This window comes from Achromobacter kerstersii, assembly GCF_902859595.1.
Taxonomy (GTDB): Bacteria; Pseudomonadota; Gammaproteobacteria; order Burkholderiales; family Burkholderiaceae_B; genus Achromobacter; species Achromobacter kerstersii.
This window is the reverse complement of the sequence record NZ_CADIJQ010000002.1, coordinates 121,580-140,945: the sequence shown is the minus strand read 5'-3', so window position 1 is coordinate 140,945 and position 19,366 is coordinate 121,580. Positions and strand designations below refer to the sequence as shown.

19 protein-coding genes are annotated in these 19,366 nt (G+C 63.6%); 5 read left to right on the top strand and 14 right to left on the bottom strand.

Annotated elements, in window-relative coordinates; all coding sequences use genetic code 11:
* Positions 1-75 precede the first annotated feature (75 nt).
* The 5 genes from HV765_RS09540 (at position 76) to HV765_RS09520 (ending at position 5,449) form a co-directional block, all read left to right on the top strand.
* Positions 76-993, top strand: a complete 918-nt coding sequence (locus tag HV765_RS09540) for an aldo/keto reductase (RefSeq protein WP_175169614.1) — start codon at positions 76-78, stop codon at positions 991-993.
* A gap of 3 nt (positions 994-996) precedes the next feature.
* Positions 997-2,286: an NTP/NDP exchange transporter gene (locus HV765_RS09535; protein WP_175169613.1), complete on the top strand. Its 1,290-nt coding sequence runs from the start codon at positions 997-999 to the stop codon at positions 2,284-2,286.
* Between the two features lie 90 nt (positions 2,287-2,376).
* Complete coding sequence (locus tag HV765_RS09530) at positions 2,377-3,333, top strand: Bug family tripartite tricarboxylate transporter substrate binding protein (RefSeq protein ID WP_175169612.1); 957 nt, start codon at positions 2,377-2,379, stop codon at positions 3,331-3,333.
* A gap of 31 nt (positions 3,334-3,364) precedes the next feature.
* Entirely contained in the window at positions 3,365-4,345 is a 981-nt protein-coding gene (locus HV765_RS09525; protein ID WP_175169611.1) for a M14 family metallopeptidase, read from the top strand.
* 3 nt (positions 4,346-4,348) lie between these two features.
* Positions 4,349-5,449, top strand: coding sequence for a pyridoxal-phosphate dependent enzyme (locus HV765_RS09520; RefSeq protein ID WP_175169610.1), 1,101 nt, complete (start codon positions 4,349-4,351; stop codon positions 5,447-5,449).
* A gap of 44 nt (positions 5,450-5,493) precedes the next feature.
* Here HV765_RS09520 and HV765_RS09515 read toward each other — a convergent pair whose 3' ends face one another.
* From HV765_RS09515 to fabD, 14 genes are all read right to left on the bottom strand, one after another.
* Positions 5,494-6,402: a LysR family transcriptional regulator gene (locus HV765_RS09515; RefSeq protein ID WP_054424011.1), complete on the bottom strand. Its 909-nt coding sequence runs from the start codon at positions 6,400-6,402 to the stop codon at positions 5,494-5,496.
* Positions 6,403-6,420: 18 nt separating this feature from the next.
* The gene (gene recO, locus HV765_RS09510) at positions 6,421-7,008 is read right to left on the bottom strand and encodes a DNA repair protein RecO (protein WP_054424013.1); all 588 of its coding nucleotides are present in this window, start codon (positions 7,006-7,008) and stop codon (positions 6,421-6,423) included.
* Positions 7,001-7,891: a GTPase Era gene (gene era, locus HV765_RS09505; RefSeq protein ID WP_054424015.1), complete on the bottom strand. Its 891-nt coding sequence runs from the start codon at positions 7,889-7,891 to the stop codon at positions 7,001-7,003. Before era ends, recO begins: the two co-directional genes overlap by 8 nt.
* Complete coding sequence (rnc, locus tag HV765_RS09500) at positions 7,888-8,649, bottom strand: ribonuclease III (protein ID WP_006218051.1); 762 nt, start codon at positions 8,647-8,649, stop codon at positions 7,888-7,890. Before rnc ends, era begins: the two co-directional genes overlap by 4 nt.
* Before the next feature lie 2 nt (positions 8,650-8,651).
* The gene (lepB, locus tag HV765_RS09495) at positions 8,652-9,536 is read right to left on the bottom strand and encodes a signal peptidase I (RefSeq protein ID WP_175169609.1); all 885 of its coding nucleotides are present in this window, start codon (positions 9,534-9,536) and stop codon (positions 8,652-8,654) included.
* Positions 9,537-9,559: 23 nt separating this feature from the next.
* Positions 9,560-11,353, bottom strand: coding sequence for a translation elongation factor 4 (lepA, locus tag HV765_RS09490; protein ID WP_054424018.1), 1,794 nt, complete (start codon positions 11,351-11,353; stop codon positions 9,560-9,562).
* A 228-nt stretch (positions 11,354-11,581) separates the two neighbouring features.
* Positions 11,582-13,057: a DegQ family serine endoprotease gene (locus tag HV765_RS09485; RefSeq protein ID WP_175169608.1), complete on the bottom strand. Its 1,476-nt coding sequence runs from the start codon at positions 13,055-13,057 to the stop codon at positions 11,582-11,584.
* Between the two features lie 40 nt (positions 13,058-13,097).
* Positions 13,098-14,177, bottom strand: coding sequence for a MucB/RseB C-terminal domain-containing protein (locus HV765_RS09480; RefSeq protein ID WP_175169607.1), 1,080 nt, complete (start codon positions 14,175-14,177; stop codon positions 13,098-13,100).
* Positions 14,177-14,689, bottom strand: a complete 513-nt coding sequence (locus HV765_RS09475; protein WP_054424024.1) for a sigma-E factor negative regulatory protein — start codon at positions 14,687-14,689, stop codon at positions 14,177-14,179. The genes HV765_RS09480 and HV765_RS09475 overlap by 1 nt, the downstream gene beginning before the upstream one ends.
* 12 nt (positions 14,690-14,701) lie before the next feature.
* A complete protein-coding gene (rpoE, locus tag HV765_RS09470) occupies positions 14,702-15,301 on the bottom strand; it encodes an RNA polymerase sigma factor RpoE (RefSeq protein WP_006218045.1) in 600 nt (199 codons plus the stop codon).
* Positions 15,302-15,793: 492 nt separating this feature from the next.
* Complete coding sequence (gene fabF / locus HV765_RS09465) at positions 15,794-17,023, bottom strand: beta-ketoacyl-ACP synthase II (RefSeq protein WP_175169606.1); 1,230 nt, start codon at positions 17,021-17,023, stop codon at positions 15,794-15,796.
* A gap of 185 nt (positions 17,024-17,208) precedes the next feature.
* The gene (gene acpP / locus HV765_RS09460) at positions 17,209-17,448 is read right to left on the bottom strand and encodes an acyl carrier protein (RefSeq protein WP_003813816.1); all 240 of its coding nucleotides are present in this window, start codon (positions 17,446-17,448) and stop codon (positions 17,209-17,211) included.
* A 214-nt stretch (positions 17,449-17,662) separates the two neighbouring features.
* Positions 17,663-18,412: a 3-oxoacyl-ACP reductase FabG gene (fabG, locus tag HV765_RS09455; RefSeq protein ID WP_054424028.1), complete on the bottom strand. Its 750-nt coding sequence runs from the start codon at positions 18,410-18,412 to the stop codon at positions 17,663-17,665.
* Between the two features lie 4 nt (positions 18,413-18,416).
* Positions 18,417-19,352, bottom strand: coding sequence for an ACP S-malonyltransferase (fabD, locus tag HV765_RS09450; RefSeq protein WP_054424031.1), 936 nt, complete (start codon positions 19,350-19,352; stop codon positions 18,417-18,419).
* Positions 19,353-19,366: the final 14 nt, after the last annotated feature.

Here is a 19,366-nt window from a genome sequence, read left to right as displayed (position 1 = left end):
CGCAAGACTCAGCAAAAGGCCTACATTCGCATGTAGGCCTTTTTTTATTTCGGCTTTTCACCAGGAGCGCTTTCCATGCCCGACCGCCGCCGATTCCTTCAGACCGCTACCTGCGCCGCGCTGCTGGGACCCGCCGGCGCCGCGCGTGCGCTCAGCGTCAAACAGGCCATGCTCAGCCGGGCGATACCCGCGTCCGGCGAGCAAATTCCCGTCATCGGTCTAGGCACGGCCGACACCTTCAACGCACCGCCCGACGACGCTGCGGCGATGGCGCCGCTGGCCCAGGTGCTGGACACCTTCATGAAGGAAGGCGGCTTCCTGATCGACACCGCCCCCAGCTACGGCCAGGCCGAAGCCGTCGTGGGCGCCTTGCTGGCGCGTCATGGCGGCCTGCGCCAACAGGTGTTTCTAGCGACGAAGATCGGCACGACCGGCCGCGAATCCGCCATGGAACAGGTACGCCAGTCCCAGAAGCGGCTGCGCAGCGATAAGCTTGACCTCATCCAGGTCCACAACCTGATCGACACCCGCAACCAGCTGGCGCTGCTGCGAGAGCTCAAGCAGCAAGGCGTCACCCGCTACGTCGGCATCACGCACTACACCGACTACGCGCATGACGAACTGACCCAACTGGTTGAAAGCGAGAAACCCGACTTCCTTCAGATCAACCTGTCCGTGGGTGCGCGCAGCGCCGAAAAGCGCCTGCTGCCTGCCTGCCAGGCTAACGGCGTGGCGGTGCTGATCAACCGTCCGTTCCAGGACGGCGCTCTGTTTCGCCAGGTAAAGGGCCGCGCCCTGCCTGCCCTGGCCGCGGAAATCGGCTGCACCTCGTGGGCGCAGCTGTTCCTGAAATTCATCATCGGACACCCCGCCGTCACCGCCGTCATTCCCGCCACGTCCAAGCCAGCCAACATGGCCGACAACGTGCTCGCCGGGTTTGGCCGGCAGCCCGACGCCGCCATGCGCGAACGCATCGCCGCCCTGCTGGCTTAAGCGATGGCTGACGCCCCCTACTCCCTGCGCCAACGCGCGGCGCGGGCGCTGGGCATCCATGAAGACGAAATCGCGCCCGCCGCGTGCGGCTTCGCGTTCTTCTTCTTTCTGTTCTGCGGCTATTTCATGCTGCGCCCCATCCGCGAGACGATGGGCATCCAAGCCGGCGTGAATCAATTGCAATGGCTGTTCACGGCAACCTTCGTGGCGACGCTGGCAGTGGTGCCGTTGTTCGGCTGGCTGTCCGCCCGGGTGCCGCGCGCCACGTTGTTGACGTGGGTCTACAGCCTGTTCGCCCTGACCATGGCGGGGTTTGCGGCCTTGCTCTATCTTCGGCCCGACAGCGTGTGGGCTGCGCGTGCGTTCTATGTGTGGCTGTCGGTGTTCAACCTGTTCGTGGTCTCTATCGCGTGGAGCCTGATGGCCGACGTGTTCCGCATGGAATCGGCCAAGCGCCTGTTCGCGCTGATCGCTGCGGGCGCCAGCGCGGGCGGGCTGTGCGGGCCGTTACTCGGCGCGTTGTTGGCGGGCGCGCTGGGACCGGCCGGTCTGCTCTTGTTATCGGCCCTGTTGCTGACGGCCACGTTGCCCCTGAAGCAGTGGCTGCTGCGCTGGCGCACCGAAACGCGCATGGAAATTGGCCCAGAGGATATGCAGCAACCCATCCAGGGCGCCATCCTGGCTGGCATTTCCCGCATTTTCCGGTCGCGCTTCCTGTTGGGCATTTCGCTGTTGGTGATTTTGCTGGCCACGCTGAATACCTTTCTGTACATGGAGCAGGCGCGGCTTGTTGCGGACACGTTCCCCACCACGGCCGAACGCCTGCGCGTGTTCAGCGCGCTGGACTTCACCGTGCAGACGCTGGCGCTGCTATCGCAACTCTTTCTGTCTGGCCGGATTGCCGCGCGCCTGGGGCTGCGCTTTCTATTGACTGCGGTGCCGCTCGCCGTAGGGGTGTCATTTCTGGCGCTTGCCGCCTTTCCTGTCTTTGGCGTTCTGGCTGCCGCGATGATCCTGCGCCGCGCGGGTGAATATGCCCTGATCCGGCCGGGGCGCGAAATGCTGTTCACCGCGGTGCCAGCCGAAGATAAATACAAAACCAAGAGCGTCATCGACACCGTGGTGTACCGGGGCGGGGATGCCGCCAGTGGATGGGTCAAGGCTGGCGTGGACACGCTTGGCTACGGCGCCGCGCTGATTGCGCTGCTGGGCGCAGCCGTTGCCCTGGCCGCCGCGGCAGTGGGCTACGGCTTGGGGGCCAAGGCCGACGCAAAGCAGAAATACAACCGTTAGATTTTTCCAAACATCCATCTTATAAAAACAAACGGCATACACGGATGACGACCGCACAATGGCGCAGCTCTCAACGCCTCGGGAATCGTCATGAAACGCACTGCCTGTCTTGCCGCTGTGTTGCTTTGCCTTGCCGGAACGGGCGCGCACGCCGACTATCCGGCCCGCGCGATCACGCTGATCGTGCCCGCCGCCGCAGGCGGTAATGCGGATATCACCGCCCGGCTGATCGGCCAGGAAATGAGCCGGCAGCTGGGTCAACCCGTCGTTGTGGAAAATCGCGTGGGCGCGGGTGGCCGCATCGGCACGCAGGCCGTCGTGCGAGCCGCCGCCGACGGCTACACCATCGGCTACGCCCACGTTGGCACGCTGGTGCTGCATCGCTTTTTATTCAAGCAGCAGCTCTATGACCTGAACCGCGATATCACGCCGATCGGCCTGGTGGCTGAAACGCCGAACGTCATCGTGGTGAACGCCGCGTCGCCGTACCGCGACTTGAAAAGCTTCATCGAAGCCAGCCGCGCCCAGCCCGACCGCCTGACCATGACGTCGGCAGACCCGGGCACGACCAGCGAAGTGGGGGTGAAGCTATTCATCGCGCAAACCGGCGCTGCCGTGCGCCAGATTCCCTACAAGGCAACAGCGGCGCAACTGTCCGACCTGCTTGGCGGCCACGTCGATTCCATGATGGAAAACCTGCCTCCCTTGATCGGCAATCTGAAAGACGGCCGACTGCGTGCGCTGGCGGTAACGACCAAGTCGCGCGCCGCGTCCAACCCCGATGTGCCGACGGTGGCCGAACAGGGCTACCCCAACTACGAGCAATCGGCCTGGAGCGCATTGATTGCACCGGCCGGCACGCCGCCCGCCGTCGTCGCCAAATTGAATGCCGCCATGAACCAGGCGTTGCGATCAGAGAGCGTCGAAAAAGAACTGCGCAGCCGTTCGCAGGAACCCCTGGGAGGCACGCCCCAGGATGTACAAACCCAGATTCGCAAGGAGCTGCCCAAATGGGAAAGCATCATCAAGGCCGCTACGCTGGATTGAACCGGGTATGCGCCCCCGCCGGAGGCGCCGCATGGTCCGCGTAAGCCGCGAAGATTTTTCCGTTGCCGCCGCCACCAACGAGTCGGCGTACCGCCGCGTCACCATTCCCATGCTGCGCGTTGAGGCGGGCCCCGGCCCGGCCGTGGCCCTGATTGCCGGCGTGCATGGCGATGAATGGGAAGGCCAGGCGGCCATCCTGGACTTGTGGCACCACCTGCCCACGGTTTTGCAACGCGGCACCGTCTATCTGCTGCCCGCCGTCAATGCCGAAGCCTCGCTGGCTGGCACCCGGCTATCACCCAATGACGGCGGCAATTTGAACCGCGCCTTCCTGGGCGCGCCGGCGCGTGGCTATACCGAAAGCGTGGCCGCCGCCCTGGAAGCGAAGCTGTTGCCGCGCATCCAGGCCATGGTCGACGTGCACAGCGGCGGCGCGTCACTGCGCTATGTGCCGTCGTCCGTCATCACGCGATACGGCGACGACGCCTTCGACGAACGCCTGCCGGCGCTGGCGCGCGCCTTCGGCTTGCCACACTGCATGTTCTTTCGCGGCAATGAAGCCGGCTCGATGCCTGCTGCCGCCAGCCGCCACGGCGTGTTGCGCCTGAGCGCAGAAATTGGAGGCGGCCGGGAAACCCGCAGCAGCCTTACCGATGGGTGCCGGGATGGGCTGTTGGGTTGCCTGAGCGAACTGGGCCTGTTGCCGAACGCGCCGCGCCCGACGTATCCCGCCGTTCAGACTTACGACCTGGACGTGCCTGCCGCCACCCTGCGGGCAAGCGATGCCGGTGTGTTCGTGCCCAGCGTCGAGCTGGGGCAGATCATCACGGCGGGCCAACGCATTGGCCGTTTGATTGAGCCTGCCCGGCCCGATAAGCCCATGCAGGGCTTGCTTAGCCCGCAGACGGGCACCGTGGTCTGCCTACGCGCCATCGCCCGAAGCGACCCGGGCGATTGCCTGATTCAAGTCGCGCCCGCCCGTCCCCTGGACTCCCTTGCTTCACAATACTGACCCATGCAGATGAACCCTAGATTGTCCGGCCTGCGTTGTATCCGTTGCGCCAGCCTGTGGCCCCCCGGTGACTACCCCGAAGGCTGCCCCACTTGTCTGGCAGCGGGCCACCCCGCCACCTTGGAATGCCGCTACACGTCCACGGACACGGACGATGCGATTCCCTTGCCGGTGCTGGCGCCGGTGACGCTGGGCGAAGGGGCCACGCCCTGCCTGGACGCCGCAAACCTTGCACAAGCCGAAGGCGTTGGCCAGCTTTGGCTCAAGTGCGAAGGCGCCAACCCCACCGGCAGCCACAAGGACCGGATGGCGGCCCAGTTGGTGTCGCGCGCGGCCTTAAGCGGCGCTACCCGCGTGGCGGCCGCGTCCAGCGGGAACGCTGGCGTCTCGATCGCCGCGTATTGCGCCGCCGCCGGCTTGCACGCCGATATCGCCATCACCCGCAACTGCCCGCCCCTGCAACGGGAGGCCATGGAACGCTTCGGCGCCACGCTCAGCGCCTTTGACGACAGCCTGGCGCGCTGGCCCTATGTGGAAGACTTGTGCCGCAACCACGGGGCGTTTGCCGGCACCAACTACCTGAATCCGCCGGTCGGCACGCATCCCTATGGCGTCGAAGGCTATAAGCCCATCGCGCAGGAAATCTTCGATCAATGCGGCGCGCCCACGGACATCATCGTTCCCACGGCGCGCGGGGATCTGCTGTGGGGAATTTTCCTGGGGTGGCAGCACCTGTTCGACACCGGGCGCATCGCTCGCCTGCCCCGCCTGCACGCCGTCGAGCCGTATGCGCGCTTGTCGCAGGCCCTGGCTACGGGCGATGCGCGCGGCCTGTGGGAAGGCGCAACGGAGCAGTATTCGATTGCAGGTGGCACCTGCACGCTGCAATCGCTGGCCGCGTTGGAACGGTCGGGGGGAACGCCCGTAGACGTGTCTGACGCAGCAGCCACCCAAGCGCAGCAGCGTCTGGCACGCAAGGGGATCAGCGCCGAGCTGTCTTCCGCCGCTGCCCTGGCGGCCGTGTCCCAGCTGCGCCGCGCGGGCGTGTTGGATGCCGAGTCTTCGGTCGTACTGATGGTGACTTCCGACGGACGTCGCGGCTGATCTGTTGTCTGCCGCTGGTTCCTGCAACAGCGCAGGAACCGGCGCTAGACGCCGAAGCGATCCACCAGCGGAGCCAGCACGCCGCGCAGGCAGGTGGCCCAGAATTTACCCGCTTCGGACAAGGGCCGGCTGCCATGCAGAATCATGTGGCATTCAAAATGCACCAAGGCGGTAAGCGGTCGATAGGAAAGCCCTGCGGCCTCCATGCCCACCGCCGTCGCCGGGTTGGCGATGCCCACACCGTGCCCGGCCAGCGCCAGTTGGCACACGGTGCTGGAATACGGGGTCTCGATCGCCACGCGCAGGCTCTGTCCCGCTTGACGCAACAACGCATCCAATCGTTTGCGCGAGCCATCCTCGGCGTTCAACGCAATCACATCTTCGTCAGCAAGGTGGGCAAAATCGACACGCTCCACGCGCGATAACGCATGCCCCGCCGGAAAGACGGCCACGGCGCGCAAGCTGGCCAGCCGATGCCCCCGCAACCCTTCCAGCTCGGACTCATCGGCCACCATGGCCAGGTCGAGTTCGCCCGACACCACCATGTCGCGCAGGGTATTGGAGTCGCGAATTTGCAGGTACAGCGGCGTATCGGGATAGCGCTCGCGGAAACGCGAGATGGCGTCGCTGACGATGGCCCCGCTATAGGCGTGGATACAGCCGATGCGCAATCGCGGTTGGGCCGCGCCCCGGATCGCGCGGATTTTGCGCCCCAGGCTTTCCAGGCCCACATTCAGGCGGCGGATTTCCTCGTACAGCAGTGTGGCTTCCGGCGTGCGCTGCATGCGCTGGCGCACGCGTTCGAACAGGCGCAATTCAATGCTGGCTTCCAGTGCCGCCAAGGTGGCGCTGACCGTCGCGGGCGACACGTCCAGCCGGCGCGCCGCCGCGGTCACGCTTTCCGTTTCATAGACGGTGCGAAACGTCTCGACCTGTTTTAGCGTGAAGGTCATAGGCGGGGCGACACGCGCTCAGATGCGTTGCAGATCCATCAGCACGCGCCGCGTGGACAGCGGACGGCCGGCAAGAATCTCGGACAATCGCTCACGCAGATCGCGCCGCAATGCGGGCTCGATCGTGGTGTCTTCGAAATCGGGGGCGGCCTCATCGACGCCATAGCCGGTTTCGCGCAGCAGCGTCCATTCAAAGCGGCGCAAGGCCCCAGCGGCGCGCGTGCCATTGGACAACTGCTGCAAGGCCATGTCGTAGGCATCGAACAGCAAGGGGTGGGCGTCTTCGCGTGGCAGCAAACGCAGCAGCAGCTCGTTCATGTACCAGGCGGACATCAGCGCGGTGCCCGTCAGCGGACGGATGCCGGCGATCTCGGCGCGCGTCAGCGTCTTGACGTCGCCATTGCCGGTCCAGGACAGCAGCAAGGGCTGAAAGGCCGACAAGACGGGGCGCAGCACGGAGTACGGGCGCTTGGCGCCCTTGGCGACCATGGCCACACAGCCATGATCGCGGGAGAACGTTTGAACAATAAGGGAAGTTTCACGCCACGCAGTGGCGTGCAACATAAATCCCGGGCGGTCCTGGACGCGAGGCGCCCGTCTACTCATAGCCCAGATCGCGGAGCGCACCCTCGCGGTCGGACCAGCCCTTGCGCACCTTGATATAGACCTCCAGGTGCACGGGCTTGTCCAGCAGCTTGGCGATGTCTTGCCGCGCCTCCGAGGCGATGCGCTTCATGTGCATGCCGCCCGTGCCCAGCAGGATGGGCTTGTGGCTGTCGCGCTCGACCACCACGCAGGCGTTGATGCTGGCGCCCTTGTCGGTTTCTTCCCATTGCTCGATGACGACGGTACAGCCGTACGGCAGTTCGTCGCCGACCAGGCGGAAGATCTTCTCGCGCACCAGTTCGGCGGCGATGAAGCGCATGGGGCGATCGGTCAGCGTGTCTTCTTCGAACATCGCCTCGCCTTCCGGCAGGCGGGTCGCGATTTCTTCCAGCAGTTGATCCAGCTGCTGCTTCTTCGTGGCGCTGACGGGCACCACGGCGCCGAACGGATGCAGCGCCATGATCTTGGACACGAATGCGAAGAGATCATCGCGATTCTTCATTTGGTCAATCTTCGAGACGACCAGAATCGTGCGCTCGGGGTTGGGCAACAGCGGCAGCAGCTTCGCGTCGCCTTCCGACCACTTGCCGGCTTCGACCACATGCACCACCACGTCAACGTCGGCCAAAGCCTGCGTCACCACGCGGTTCATCATGCGGTTCATGGCGCCGCCATGGCGCGTCTGGAAACCAGGGGTGTCAACGAAAACGAACTGCTCGTGCTCGCGGGTCAGCACGCCATGAATGCGGTGGCGCGTGGTCTGCGCCTTGCGCGACACGATGGAAATCTTGGAACCGATCAGGGCGTTCGTCAGCGTGGACTTGCCCACATTGGGGCGGCCAACGATGGCAATAAAGCCGGTACGAAAAGGGGTATCGCTCATTTAGTCTCTTGAGCCACTGCCACAGGCAGCGACAATTGCGCGGTTTTGCGCGCCTTGCCCGACTTGCGGGCAGCCTTGGTGGCCGGGCTGATGGCCAGCGCGGCCTCCAAAGCCAGCTTGGCCGCCGATTGCTCGGCGGCACGGCGGCTGGCGCCGGGCGCCGTAACCTTGATCTCGAGCGCCGGAATGGCACACTCGACTTCGAACTGCTGGCTGTGAGCCGCGCCATGCGTGGCCACCACCGTGTACAACGGCAGCGCCAGCTTGCGGCCTTGCAAGAATTCTTGCAGCAAGGTCTTGGCGTCCTTGCCCAGCGTTTTGGGGTCGACCGAGGCCAGTACCGGCTGGTACTGGCGCACGATCACGCGACGCGCGGCATCAAAGCCCGCATCCAGGAAGACGGCGCCGAACAGCGCCTCGACGGTATCGGCAAGAATCGACGGACGGCGGAACCCGCCGCTTTTCAATTCGCCTTCGCCCAGGCGCAGATACTGCGACAGCTCCAGCCGTTGGGCGATGTCGGCCAGCGAGGCCTGCTTGACCAGATTGGCCCGCAGCCGCGACAAGTCGCCTTCGTCGATTTTGGAATAGCGTTCAAACAGCATGGCGGCCACAACGAAGTTCAGCACGGAATCCCCAAGGAATTCCAAACGCTCGTTGTGACGCGCACCATGACTGCGATGCGTCAGTGCCTGTTCAAGCAAGGCTGGATCACCGAAGTGGTGATCCAGGCGGTTTTCTAGCGTGGCTAGCGACATAATCAGTTGAACCGGCCAATGCGGCTGAGATCGCTGAAATTCATCCAGATGAAGAAGGCGCGTCCGACGATATTGGATTCCGGAACGAAGCCCCAGTATCGGCTGTCTGCGCTGTTATCCCGATTATCGCCCATGGCGAAATAACTGCCTTCGGGTACTTTGCAGCGTACCCCATTGCGGCTGTATTGGCAGTTCTCGCGGTGAGGAAATTGCCACATCGGCGAATAATTTTGCGGCTTGCCTTCATCTAGCAGAATCTTGTGCTCAACGTCGCCCAACTTCTCTTTATATTGTGCGATATACGACACACGATCCGGCTCGAAGTAGTCGCCGTCGCGCACATGCGGCACCAATTCGCCGTTTACGTACAGTTTTTTGTCCAGATAAGCGATCTCGTCGCCAGGCAGGCCGACCACGCGCTTGATGTAATCCACGTCCGGATCAACCGGGTAGCGGAACACAAACACATCGCCGCGCGCGGGCTTGCCGATGTCGACGACCTTCTTGTCGATGACGGGCAAGCGCAAGCCATAGCTGAACTTGTTCACCAGGATCAGATCGCCAGACTGCAAGGTCGGCAACATCGAACCCGACGGAATCCGGAACGGCTCGACCACGAACGAACGCAGCATGAACACGAACAGGATGACGGGAAAGAAGCTGACGGCGTATTCGATCCACCACGGCACGCGGCGGGCGGCGTCACCGGCTTCGCGGCGCAGCCGCTCGGCTTCGTGCGCGTCGCCGATCAGGGCCGCATCGTACTGCGCCATTGCCGCTTGCGCCCGTGCTTCACGGCCACGCCGTAGCACTGCCAGATCAAGCACCCAGATAATGCCGGTCAAGACCAGCAGAACAAACAGGATCAGGGCAAAGTTCCAACTCATCAGCTAACCGCCTTCTTTTGGTTCTACTTGTCTTCCACTTGCAGGATGGCCAGGAACGCCTCCTGCGGAATCTCAACGCTACCCACCTGCTTCATGCGCTTCTTGCCGGCCTTCTGCTTTTCAAGCAGCTTCTTCTTGCGCGAGATGTCGCCGCCATAACACTTAGCCAACACGTTCTTGCGCAGCGCCTTCACGTTTTCACGCGCAATGATTTCGGCGCCGATGGCTGCCTGGATCACCACGTCGAACATCTGGCGCGGGATCAGGCCACGCATGCGGGTCACGACATCACGGGCGCGATGGCGCGCATTGCTGCGGTGGACGATCACGGCCAGCGCATCAACGCGGTCGTTGTTGATCAGCAAGTCCACGCGCACCACATCAGCCGAGCGGTACTCAAGGAACTCGTAGTCCATCGAGGCATAGCCGCGCGACACCGACTTCAGCTTGTCGAAGAAATCCAGCACGATTTCCGCCAGCGGGATCTCGTACACCAGGTGAACCTGACGGCCGTGATAGCTCATGTTGACCTGCGAGCCGCGCTTGTTATTGCACAGCGTCATCACGGGGCCGACATAGTCCTGCGGCATGAACAGCGTGACCTTCACGATGGGCTCGCGAATGTCCTGGATCTTGCCCACTTCCGGCATGCGCGACGGGCTTTCCACCGTGATGACGGAGCCATCGCGCTGCTCGACTTCATACACCACCGACGGCGCGGTGGTGATGATGTCCATATCGAATTCGCGCTCCAGGCGCTCTTGCACGATTTCCATGTGCAACAGGCCCAGGAAGCCGCAGCGGAAACCGAAGCCCAGCGCTTGCGAGACTTCCGGCTCGAACATCAGCGCGGCGTCGTTCAGCTTGAGCTTGTCGAGCGAATCGCGCAGTTGGTCGTATTCAGAGCTTTCCACCGGGTACAGGCCGGCGAACACCTGCGGCTTCACTTCCTTGAAGCCCGGCAGCGCAGCGGCGGCCGGCTTGTTGGCCAGGGTGACCGTATCGCCCACCTTGGCGTCTTCCAGCTGCTTGATGCCGGCGATGATGAAGCCGACCTCGCCCGCCGACAGATGCGGGCGCTGCTGCGACTTCGGCGTGAACACACCGGTCTGCTCGCACAGGTGGGTGGCGCCCGAGGCCATCAAGAGGATCTTGTCCTTGGGCTTGAGCACGCCATTGATGATGCGCACCAGCATGACCACGCCCACGTAGTTGTCGAACCACGAGTCGATGACCAGCGCTTGCAGCGGCGCGTCGGGGTCGCCCTTGGGCGCCGGCACGCGGGCCACAATGGTTTCCAGAATTTCGTCGATGCCCATGCCCGTCTTGGCGCTGGCCAGCACGGCTTCAGAGGCGTCGATGCCGATGACGTCTTCGACTTCCTGGCGGGCGCCTTCGGGATCGGCCTGCGGCAGATCCATCTTGTTCAACACGGGCACCACTTCCACACCCAGCTCGATGGCGGTGTAGCAGTTGGCGACGGTTTGCGCTTCCACGCCTTGCGACGCGTCCACCACCAGCAGCGCGCCTTCGCAGGCCGACAGCGAGCGGCTGACTTCATACGAGAAGTCAACGTGCCCCGGGGTGTCGATCAGGTTCAGGTTGTAGATCTTGCCGTCCTGCGCCTTGTAGTGCAGAGCGGCCGTCTGGGCCTTGATGGTAATGCCGCGCTCGCGCTCGATTTCCATGGAATCGAGCACCTGCGCCGACATTTCGCGATCCGCCAATCCGCCGCAGCGCTGGATCAGGCGATCGGCCAAGGTCGATTTGCCATGATCGATGTGGGCAATGATGGAGAAGTTGCGAATATGCTGCATGCTTGAAATTATAAGGGACGGAACACTCGGCACTAAGCCGGAAGACACCGCCGCCGGAGTACGCACGGCTGACGAGAGGGGCGCTGGCGGGCAAAGCCCGGGCAAAACGAGGGGGCGCCAAGCGCCCCCTCTTGCGGCAACCAGCCATTTTAGCTGGTCTTGGGCAATTTTTTTTGCCTAGGGACCAGCCCCTGGCAAAAAGCCCCTGTCAGGGGGCCTGTCGCCCTGTTACTTCGAGGCGGGCACTGCGACCCACTGCGTCTGATCGCCTCGGCGAACCAGCAACCCTGCGGCGCGCGTCTTATCCAGCTTGCCCACGAGCTCGGCGAACTGTTTGGCGCCGGTGACGTCAGTGTCGTTCAGAGCCAACACAATGTCGCCTTCCTGCAAGCCGGCCTTGCCTGCTGCGCCTTCAGCCACCTTGACCTGAACGCCGCCCTTGATGCGCAATTTCTTCTGCACATCGGCCGGCACATCCACCACGCCCAGACCCAGAGCGTTGGTCACTTCCGGCACCGGTGCGGGCTTCTTGCCAGCGGCGGCGGTCTTCTCGGTCGGGATTTCACCGACCTTGACCGACAGCGTCATGCTCTTGCCCTTGCGCCACACTTCCATGTCGGCTTTGGTGCCCGGCTTGGTCTCGCCCACGATACGCGGCAGGTCAGACCAGCGCTTGATCGGTTCATTGTTGAACTTGAGGATGACGTCGCCCGGCTGCACGCCAGCTTGCTCGGCGGGGCCTTCGGCTTCCACGCTGCTGACCAGCGCGCCTTCGGCCTTGGGCAGGCCAATGGCTTCGGCCACATCCTTGCCCACTTCACCGATCTGCACGCCCACACGGCCGCGCGTCACCTTGCCCGTGGCGCGCAATTGGTCCACCACACGCATGGCTTCGTCGATCGGGATTGCCAGCGAAATGCCCATGAAGCCGCCGCTGCGCGAGATGATCTGGGAATTGATGCCCACGACCTCGCCATCCAGGTTGATCAGCGGGCCGCCGGAGTTACCGGGGTTGACCGCCACGTCCGTCTGGATGAACGGCAGGTATTCACCGGTGTCGCGACCGATGGCGCTGACGATGCCCGACGTGACCGTAGAATCCAGGCCAAACGGCGAACCGATGGCCAGCACCCATTGGCCCTTCTTCAGCTTCTTGGGGTCGCCAATGACCAGCGGAATCATGTCTTTGGCTTCGATCTTGATCAGCGCCACATCCGTGCGCTCGTCCGTGCCGATGACCTTGGCCTTGAACTCGCGGCCGTCGGTCAGCGTGACGTAAATATCCGTGGCGTCGACCACCACGTGGTTGTTCGTCAGGATGTAGCCATCGTCGGACACAAAAAAGCCAGAACCCACGCCGCGCGGTACGGTGCGCTCTTCAGGTTGTGAAGGCTGCGGGCGCTGGCGGGGAGTGGGCGACTGGCCCGGGGGCTGCATGTCGGGGCCGAAGAACCAGCGGAACAGTTCATACGGGTCGGTGCCGTTGCCGCCAGGACCAGGGCCGCGCACGGGCACGGTGGCCGTCGTGCGGATGTTCACGACCGCGGGATCGGCCTTTTCAACAATGCCCGTGAAATCGGGCAACGCCACGGTCGGCGTCTGCGCGACCGAAGCGGGCACGTAGGCCGTGGACAGGAAAACCCCTGCTGCCACAGCCGCCAGAAAGCGCCGGAAAAAAGCGTTCGACACCGTCATTGCTTTCATAAGTAACTCCGAAATTGCTGCTTGCTGGCCGAGCCGCAGGTCACTTGGACCCAGCAGCCCCGGCCGCCGGCGCTGCTGCCGCAGGTGCGGCGGGCACATATTCTGTCGCTTCCGCCAACTGTTCCAGCGTCGCCACGGGCACTTCGCCCACGGCCGTCAACCAGAAGTCTGCGATGCGCGTGCCATAGACCGTAATGGAGCCGCGTTGGGCGGCGCCGTGCGGCGGATGATGACCGCGCTGGCTGTCGTAAGGCTCGATGAACACCGAGATTGCCGCCAACCCGTCGGACAAGACCATCTGGCTGACCGTTGCGCCGCGCCCCATCGAACGCGCCACCTGCATGATCACCTTGAAGCCCTTGGGCGCAGGAATGCGCCAGCCTTGGGCCATCAGATCGACCGGCGTCATCGAAGGCTCAAGCACCTTCCAGTCGCGCGTGCTCCAGCGCGAGGTCAACAACTGCGGATCAACTTCCGAGCCCAGGCGCAACGACGTGAACGACACCTGCTCAACCACGCCACGCGCGGCGTTCAGCGTCTGCGCTTTCAGCAAGAGATTGGTTTCGACGTCGGCACAAAGGCGATAACCGTAACGCAGCTTATCCAGCGGCTCGATCGTGATCAAGCGGCATTCGCGGCCTGCCACACGATGTAGCGCGGGTTCTGTACGGATTTTGTAGTGCTCGGAAAGATTGGCCGGATCGCCCAACAGCAAGCCGGGAAAGCGATCGCCGCGGCGACGCTCGATCAGCACGGTCTTGCGCTCGGGGATCAGGCACTGAACGTCTTCGTTATGTCGCAGGTACTCGCGCGGCTGGCCGTCCAGAATCTCCAGACGCTCGCGCTCGCCGGTACCGTCCAAAACGTGCACCAGGCGCGACGATTGGATCATCTCGCCTTGCTGATACATGAACACGCCCGCGTAGTCCTGCTTGCGGGCGGCCTGTTGAATACGCGACAAGAGCTGAACGACGTCGTCCGTGGCCGGCGCCGGGTCAGCGGCGCGCGCAGGTTCGTGCGCGGCCAGAAAGGCGGCCAGCAGGGTGGCGGCGAACCAGCCAGCGCGGTGTGCGTGCCAGGAGGCGACGCGCGGCCAACGAGTTGGTAACACCACCGCCATCAACGCCCCGCTCCGACGTCGAACGAGACCTGACGCACGGCGCTGGGACCCGCCATCTGACGATGGGCCTCCAGGTAGTCGCGCAGACCCGAATCATCGGCGGAGGCAGAGGCGGGAGTGCCGCTGGCATCGGCCAGCACGCGCACTTCCGTGGCGGGCGTGCCCGTCAGGTAGGGCTGCGCGACCCAGGCGACCGTGGCAACGGCTGCCGCCACCGCCAGGCCGGACAGGCCAACGCGCAATGGCGAACGGCGCCGAGGCGCCGCCACGATAGGCAATTCAGCGTCGAGCGCTCGCGCCAGGCGCGACTGGAAAGCCGCGCTGGGCGTCAATGCCAGATCAGAATTACGTAGGGAATCACCGATCAAATGATAGGCGTCCCAGGTCTGACGTCCTTCCTTGGACAACAGACTGGGAAATATATCGTCGGAATCTTCTCCGTCCATCCAGGCGGAAACCGATTCCTCCCAGGAGGATTCGGTGATTTCAACGGACTTGGCTGCGGTTTGCATGACTGCCACTCCTTACCAGCGACGCTCGGCATCGGTGCCAAGCAATGGACGCAATTTGGTCGCAATGGCTTCTCGCGCACGAAAAATGCGGGAGCGCACCGTACCGATCGGGCAATCCATGCTCTGGGCGATGTCTTCGTAACTCATACCTTCGATTTCACGCAGGACAATTGCGGTGCGCAACTCTTCGGGCAATTCCTCGATCGCCGCGTTCACCGTCTCGGCGATTTCGCGGCTGGCAACCATGGATTCCGGCGTGCTTATATCGGTTAGGTTGTCGGTTTCGTTAAAAGTTTCACCGTCTTCCGTTTCTATCGCGTTGGGCGCGCTGGGACGCCGGCCTTGCGAGGCCAGCCAGTTGCGCGCCGTATTGATGGCGATACGGTACAGCCAGGTGTAGAAGGCGCTATCCCCCCGGAACTGGGGTAAGGCCCGATAGGCCTTGATGAACGCTTCCTGGGCCACGTCCTCGATTTCCGAGGGGTCGCGGATCATTCTGGCCAGCAGTCGGAGAATCTTGCGCTGGTACTTCAGCACCAGCAGATCGAATGCCTTTTTGTCGCCCCGCTGAACGCGCGCGACCAATTCTGCGTCGACTTCGCGTTCGCTCATGACGCCTCCTGCGGGCGTGCCGCCGTGCGCGCGCGCCGCGCCGTGCCCGTCAGCAGGCACAGACGCCGCCAGGACTCAGGTCGCAACGTCCGCTGCCAGACGGTGAGGGTAATGGTGCTATTTGTAAAGGCCGTACTCCCGGTGGGCAAAGGCTGCAAAGTGAGCGTCAGCCAGCGCGAGCCGCGCTGCTGATGCCGCAGCTCGGCATCTTGCCAGCCTTGCGGCAAACATACCTGCCAGCGCCCCGCTCCGGTTGCCGTGCGTAATGCCGATACCGGGGACGGGCCACTTCGTGCCGAGTGTAACAGCCCGGCGGGCATAAGCAGCAGCGCGATTATCGCGCCCGCTGCCCATGCCATGCCGTACCAGGACGCCACGGTCAGCACGGATGCTGCGGTGGCCGCGAGCGCCAGCGCGCAAAGCGTGCTGACGCGGCGCGGGCGCTCCACAGGCACCTGAAACGACCAGCGCCCTGCGTCGGAGCCTGCCAAATCAGACCCGGCGCACGGCCATGGAGCCGTTGGTGCCGCCGAAGCCGAACGAGTTGGACAGGCCGACCTCGATCTTCATCTGCCGCGCTTCATTCGCGCAGTAATCCAGATCGCATTCCGGATCTTGATTGAAGATGTTGATCGTGGGAGGCGAAACCTGGTTGTACACCGCCAACGTGGTGAACACGGCCTCGATGCCGCCGGCCGCGCCGAGCAAGTGCCCGGTCATGGACTTGGTCGAATTGACCACCAGCTTCTTGGCGTGATCGCCGAACGCCAGCTTCAGCGCTTCGGTTTCGTTCTTGTCACCCAGAGGCGTGGACGTGCCGTGTGCGTTGACATACTGGATGTCGTCGGCATTCAGGCCACCGTTGCGCAGCGCGTTGATGACGCCGCGGCGCGGGCCATCCTTGTCCGGAGCCGTGATGTGGTGCGCGTCGGAGCTCATGCCGTACCCGGCGAGCTCACCATAAATGCGCGCGCCACGCTTCTTGGCGTGTTCGTACTCTTCCAGCACCAGTACGCCTGCGCCTTCGCCCAGGACGAAACCGTCGCGGTCGCGATCCCAGGGACGCGAAGCCGTCTGAGGATCATCGTTACGGGTCGACAAGGCGCGCATGGCAGCAAAACCGCCAATGCCCAGCGGCGACACGGTCGACTCAGCGCCGCCTGCCACCATGACGTCCGCATCACCGTACTCGATGAGGCGAGCAGCGTCGCCGATGCAGTGCAGGCCGGTCGTGCAAGCCGACACGACAGCGTAGCTGGGGCCCTTCATGCCGTAGGCAATGGACAAATGACCGGAGATCAGGTTGATCAGCGAACCCGGCACGAAGAACGGAGAGATCCGTCGCGGACCCTTGGCCATATATTCGACCTGGGTTTCTTCGATGCGCGGCAAACCGCCGATACCGGAACCCACGATCACGCCAATGCGCTCGGCATTGGCTTCAGTGACTTCCAGGCCGCAATCGCGCCATGCCTGCATCCCGGCGGCCAGGCCGTAATGGATGAAGGTATCCATCTGGCGGGCTTCTTTGGACGAGATATAGGTGCTGATGTCGAAGTCTTTGACTTCGCCAGCAATATGCGTGGTGATGGCCGAGGGATCGAAACGGGTGATGCGGCTGATGCCAGAACGTCCGTTGACGATATTGTCCCAAGCGGTGGTCAGGTCGCTTCCTACGGGCGAAACGATACCAAGGCCAGTGATGACGACACGTCGCTTCACGGATGACTCCTCAAACAGACAAAAGAAAGGCGGCTTTCGGGATGCGCTGCTCGTGTGATCCACGCGAAAGCGGGTCGGGCTTTACAACGCCCTTCCCGCACGCGGACCACACGGCAAATTCCTGAAACCGCCCCGTTTCCTGATTGGCCCCGAAATTCGGGCAACCAGAAGGATATAGGCTGAGCTTACTGCTTACCGTGCGAATTGATGTAGTCAATCGCTTGTTGCACGGTCGTGATCTTTTCGGCCTCTTCGTCGGGGATCTCGGTCTCGAATTCGTCTTCGAGCGCCATGACCAGTTCGACCATGTCGAGCGAATCGGCACCGAGGTCGTCAAGGAAGGAGGATTCGTTCTTGATCTCGGCTTCGTTCACGCCAAGTTGTTCAGCGACGATCTTCTTGACGCGCTGTTCGATGCTTTCCATGCAGATCTCCAATTGGGAAAAATCCCGCGAATTATAGCCAAGCGTAGAGGAAAGCAACGCCTGGCCGTGACAAAAATAACACCGCGCACTGGATCTGTTGCCCGAGAGGGATCAGAAATACCGGTATGCGGCGCTTCCGGTGAATCACGCACAGCCCCGCCCGGAACCCGGTGGAGGCACGGCAGCCTGGGCCGCCTTGCGCGCAATTCGTGATTTATTGCATGTACATCCCGCCGTTGACGTGCAGGGTGGTGCCGGTAATGTAACCCGCTTGAGGCCCGGACAAAAAGGCCACCGCATGGGCGATGTCTTCGGGCGAACCCAAACGGCCCAGCGGAATCTGCTGCAGCAAGGCGGTGGTCTGGCTCTCAGCCAGCGCACGCGTCATGTCGGTGTCGATGAAACCCGGTGCGACGCAGTTCACGGTGATGTTGCGGCTACCCAACTCACGAGCCAGCGCGCGCGACATTCCTGACACGCCCGCCTTCGCGGCAGCGTAGTTGGCTTGGCCGGCGTTGCCGCTCGAGCCCACCACGGAAGTCACGTTGATGATGCGTCCCCAGCGGGCCTTCATCATGCTGCGCAACACGGCGCGCGACAGGCGGAACACCGACGTCAGGTTGGTATCCAGCACGGCCGACCAATCGTCGTCCTTCATGCGCATGGCGAGCGTGTCGCGAGTGATGCCGGCGTTGTTGACGAGGATGTGCGGACCACCGCCTTCCTTGCCCAGCGCGTCGATCAGGGCGTCGCAGGCTTCGGCGTCGGTCACGTTCAGCACCACGCCCCGGCCGCCAAACGGCGCCAGCGCTTCGGTGATGGCGGCCGCGCCCGATTCGGACGTGGCGGTGCCCACAACGGTTGCGCCGCGCGCAGCCAATTCCTGGGCGATGGCGCGGCCGATGCCGCGCGTGGCGCCGGTCACCAGCGCGATCTTGCCTTGCAGTTCGATCGAGTTATCCATGTCTTTAATTTCCGTTAACGACGGCCAACGCGGCTTCAAGCGAAGCGGGGTCGGTGATGGCCAGGCCGGTAAGTTCGGGGTCGATACGCTTGGTCAAACCGGCCAGCACCTTGCCGGGACCGCATTCGATGACGTGCGTGACGCCTTGCGCCTTCATGGCGCGCAGGGTTTCAACCCAGCGCACAGGATGCCACGCCTGGCGAACCAGCGCATCACGGATGGCGGCGGGGTCGGTGGGGGACGCCACGTCGACGTTATTGATGACTTGAATCTGGGGCGCCGACACCGTCACGCCGGCCAGCGCACCAGCCAGCACATCGGCGGCGGGCTTGAGCAGGCTGGAGTGGAACGGGGCGGACACGGGCAACAGCAGCGCGCGCTTGGCGCCCGCAGCCTTGGCCAGCTCGCAAGCGCGTTCGACGGCGGCCTTGTGGCCCGCGATCACAACCTGGGCGGGCGCATTGAAGTTCACGGCTTCGACCACTTCACCTTGCGCGGCGGCGGCGCACGCGGCACGCACAGCATCGTCGTCCAGACCCAGAATGGCGGCCATTGCGCCCGTGCCGACCGGCACTGCGGCTTGCATGGCGTCAGCGCGCACCCGCACGAGGCGCACGGCGTCTTCCAGCGCAAGCGCGCCGGCGGCCGTCAGCGCGGCGTATTCGCCCAGGCTGTGGCCGGCGACGACATCAGGCTTGCGGCCGCCCGCTGCGGACCAGGCGGCGTAGAACGCAGCACCTGCGGTCAGCATGGCGGGCTGAGTGTTCGTGGTCAGGTTGAGCTGTTCCACCGGCCCTTGGGCGATCAGCGCGCCCAAATCCTGCCCCAGCGCTTGCGAGGCACGGGCGACGGTATCGGTAACGGCGGAAACGTCCGACCAGGCATCCAGCATGCCGACAGCTTGCGAACCTTGGCCGGGAAAGACAAAAGCGATTTTCATGAGTGACCGGTTTG

Excerpts from the sequence above, each read along its gene's own strand:
- HV765_RS09540 (WP_175169614.1), top strand. The coding sequence starts at position 76 with ATGCCCGACCGCCGCCGATTCCTTCAGACCGCTACCTGCGCCGCGCTG.
- HV765_RS09535 (WP_175169613.1), top strand. The coding sequence starts at position 997 with ATGGCTGACGCCCCCTACTCCCTGCGCCAACGCGCGGCGCGGGCGCTG.
- HV765_RS09530 (WP_175169612.1), top strand. The coding sequence starts at position 2,377 with ATGAAACGCACTGCCTGTCTTGCCGCTGTGTTGCTTTGCCTTGCCGGA.
- HV765_RS09525 (WP_175169611.1), top strand. The coding sequence starts at position 3,365 with ATGGTCCGCGTAAGCCGCGAAGATTTTTCCGTTGCCGCCGCCACCAAC.
- HV765_RS09520 (WP_175169610.1), top strand. The coding sequence starts at position 4,349 with ATGCAGATGAACCCTAGATTGTCCGGCCTGCGTTGTATCCGTTGCGCC.
- HV765_RS09515 (WP_054424011.1), bottom strand. The coding sequence starts at position 6,402 with ATGACCTTCACGCTAAAACAGGTCGAGACGTTTCGCACCGTCTATGAA.
- recO (WP_054424013.1), bottom strand. The coding sequence starts at position 7,008 with ATGAGTAGACGGGCGCCTCGCGTCCAGGACCGCCCGGGATTTATGTTG.
- era (WP_054424015.1), bottom strand. The coding sequence starts at position 7,891 with ATGAGCGATACCCCTTTTCGTACCGGCTTTATTGCCATCGTTGGCCGC.
- rnc (WP_006218051.1), bottom strand. The coding sequence starts at position 8,649 with ATGTCGCTAGCCACGCTAGAAAACCGCCTGGATCACCACTTCGGTGAT.
- lepB (WP_175169609.1), bottom strand. The coding sequence starts at position 9,536 with ATGAGTTGGAACTTTGCCCTGATCCTGTTTGTTCTGCTGGTCTTGACC.
- lepA (WP_054424018.1), bottom strand. The coding sequence starts at position 11,353 with ATGCAGCATATTCGCAACTTCTCCATCATTGCCCACATCGATCATGGC.
- HV765_RS09485 (WP_175169608.1), bottom strand. The coding sequence starts at position 13,057 with ATGAAAGCAATGACGGTGTCGAACGCTTTTTTCCGGCGCTTTCTGGCG.
- HV765_RS09480 (WP_175169607.1), bottom strand. The coding sequence starts at position 14,177 with ATGGCGGTGGTGTTACCAACTCGTTGGCCGCGCGTCGCCTCCTGGCAC.
- HV765_RS09475 (WP_054424024.1), bottom strand. The coding sequence starts at position 14,689 with ATGCAAACCGCAGCCAAGTCCGTTGAAATCACCGAATCCTCCTGGGAG.
- rpoE (WP_006218045.1), bottom strand. The coding sequence starts at position 15,301 with ATGAGCGAACGCGAAGTCGACGCAGAATTGGTCGCGCGCGTTCAGCGG.
- acpP (WP_003813816.1), bottom strand. The coding sequence starts at position 17,448 with ATGGAAAGCATCGAACAGCGCGTCAAGAAGATCGTCGCTGAACAACTT.
- fabG (WP_054424028.1), bottom strand. The coding sequence starts at position 18,412 with ATGGATAACTCGATCGAACTGCAAGGCAAGATCGCGCTGGTGACCGGC.
- fabD (WP_054424031.1), bottom strand. The coding sequence starts at position 19,352 with ATGAAAATCGCTTTTGTCTTTCCCGGCCAAGGTTCGCAAGCTGTCGGC.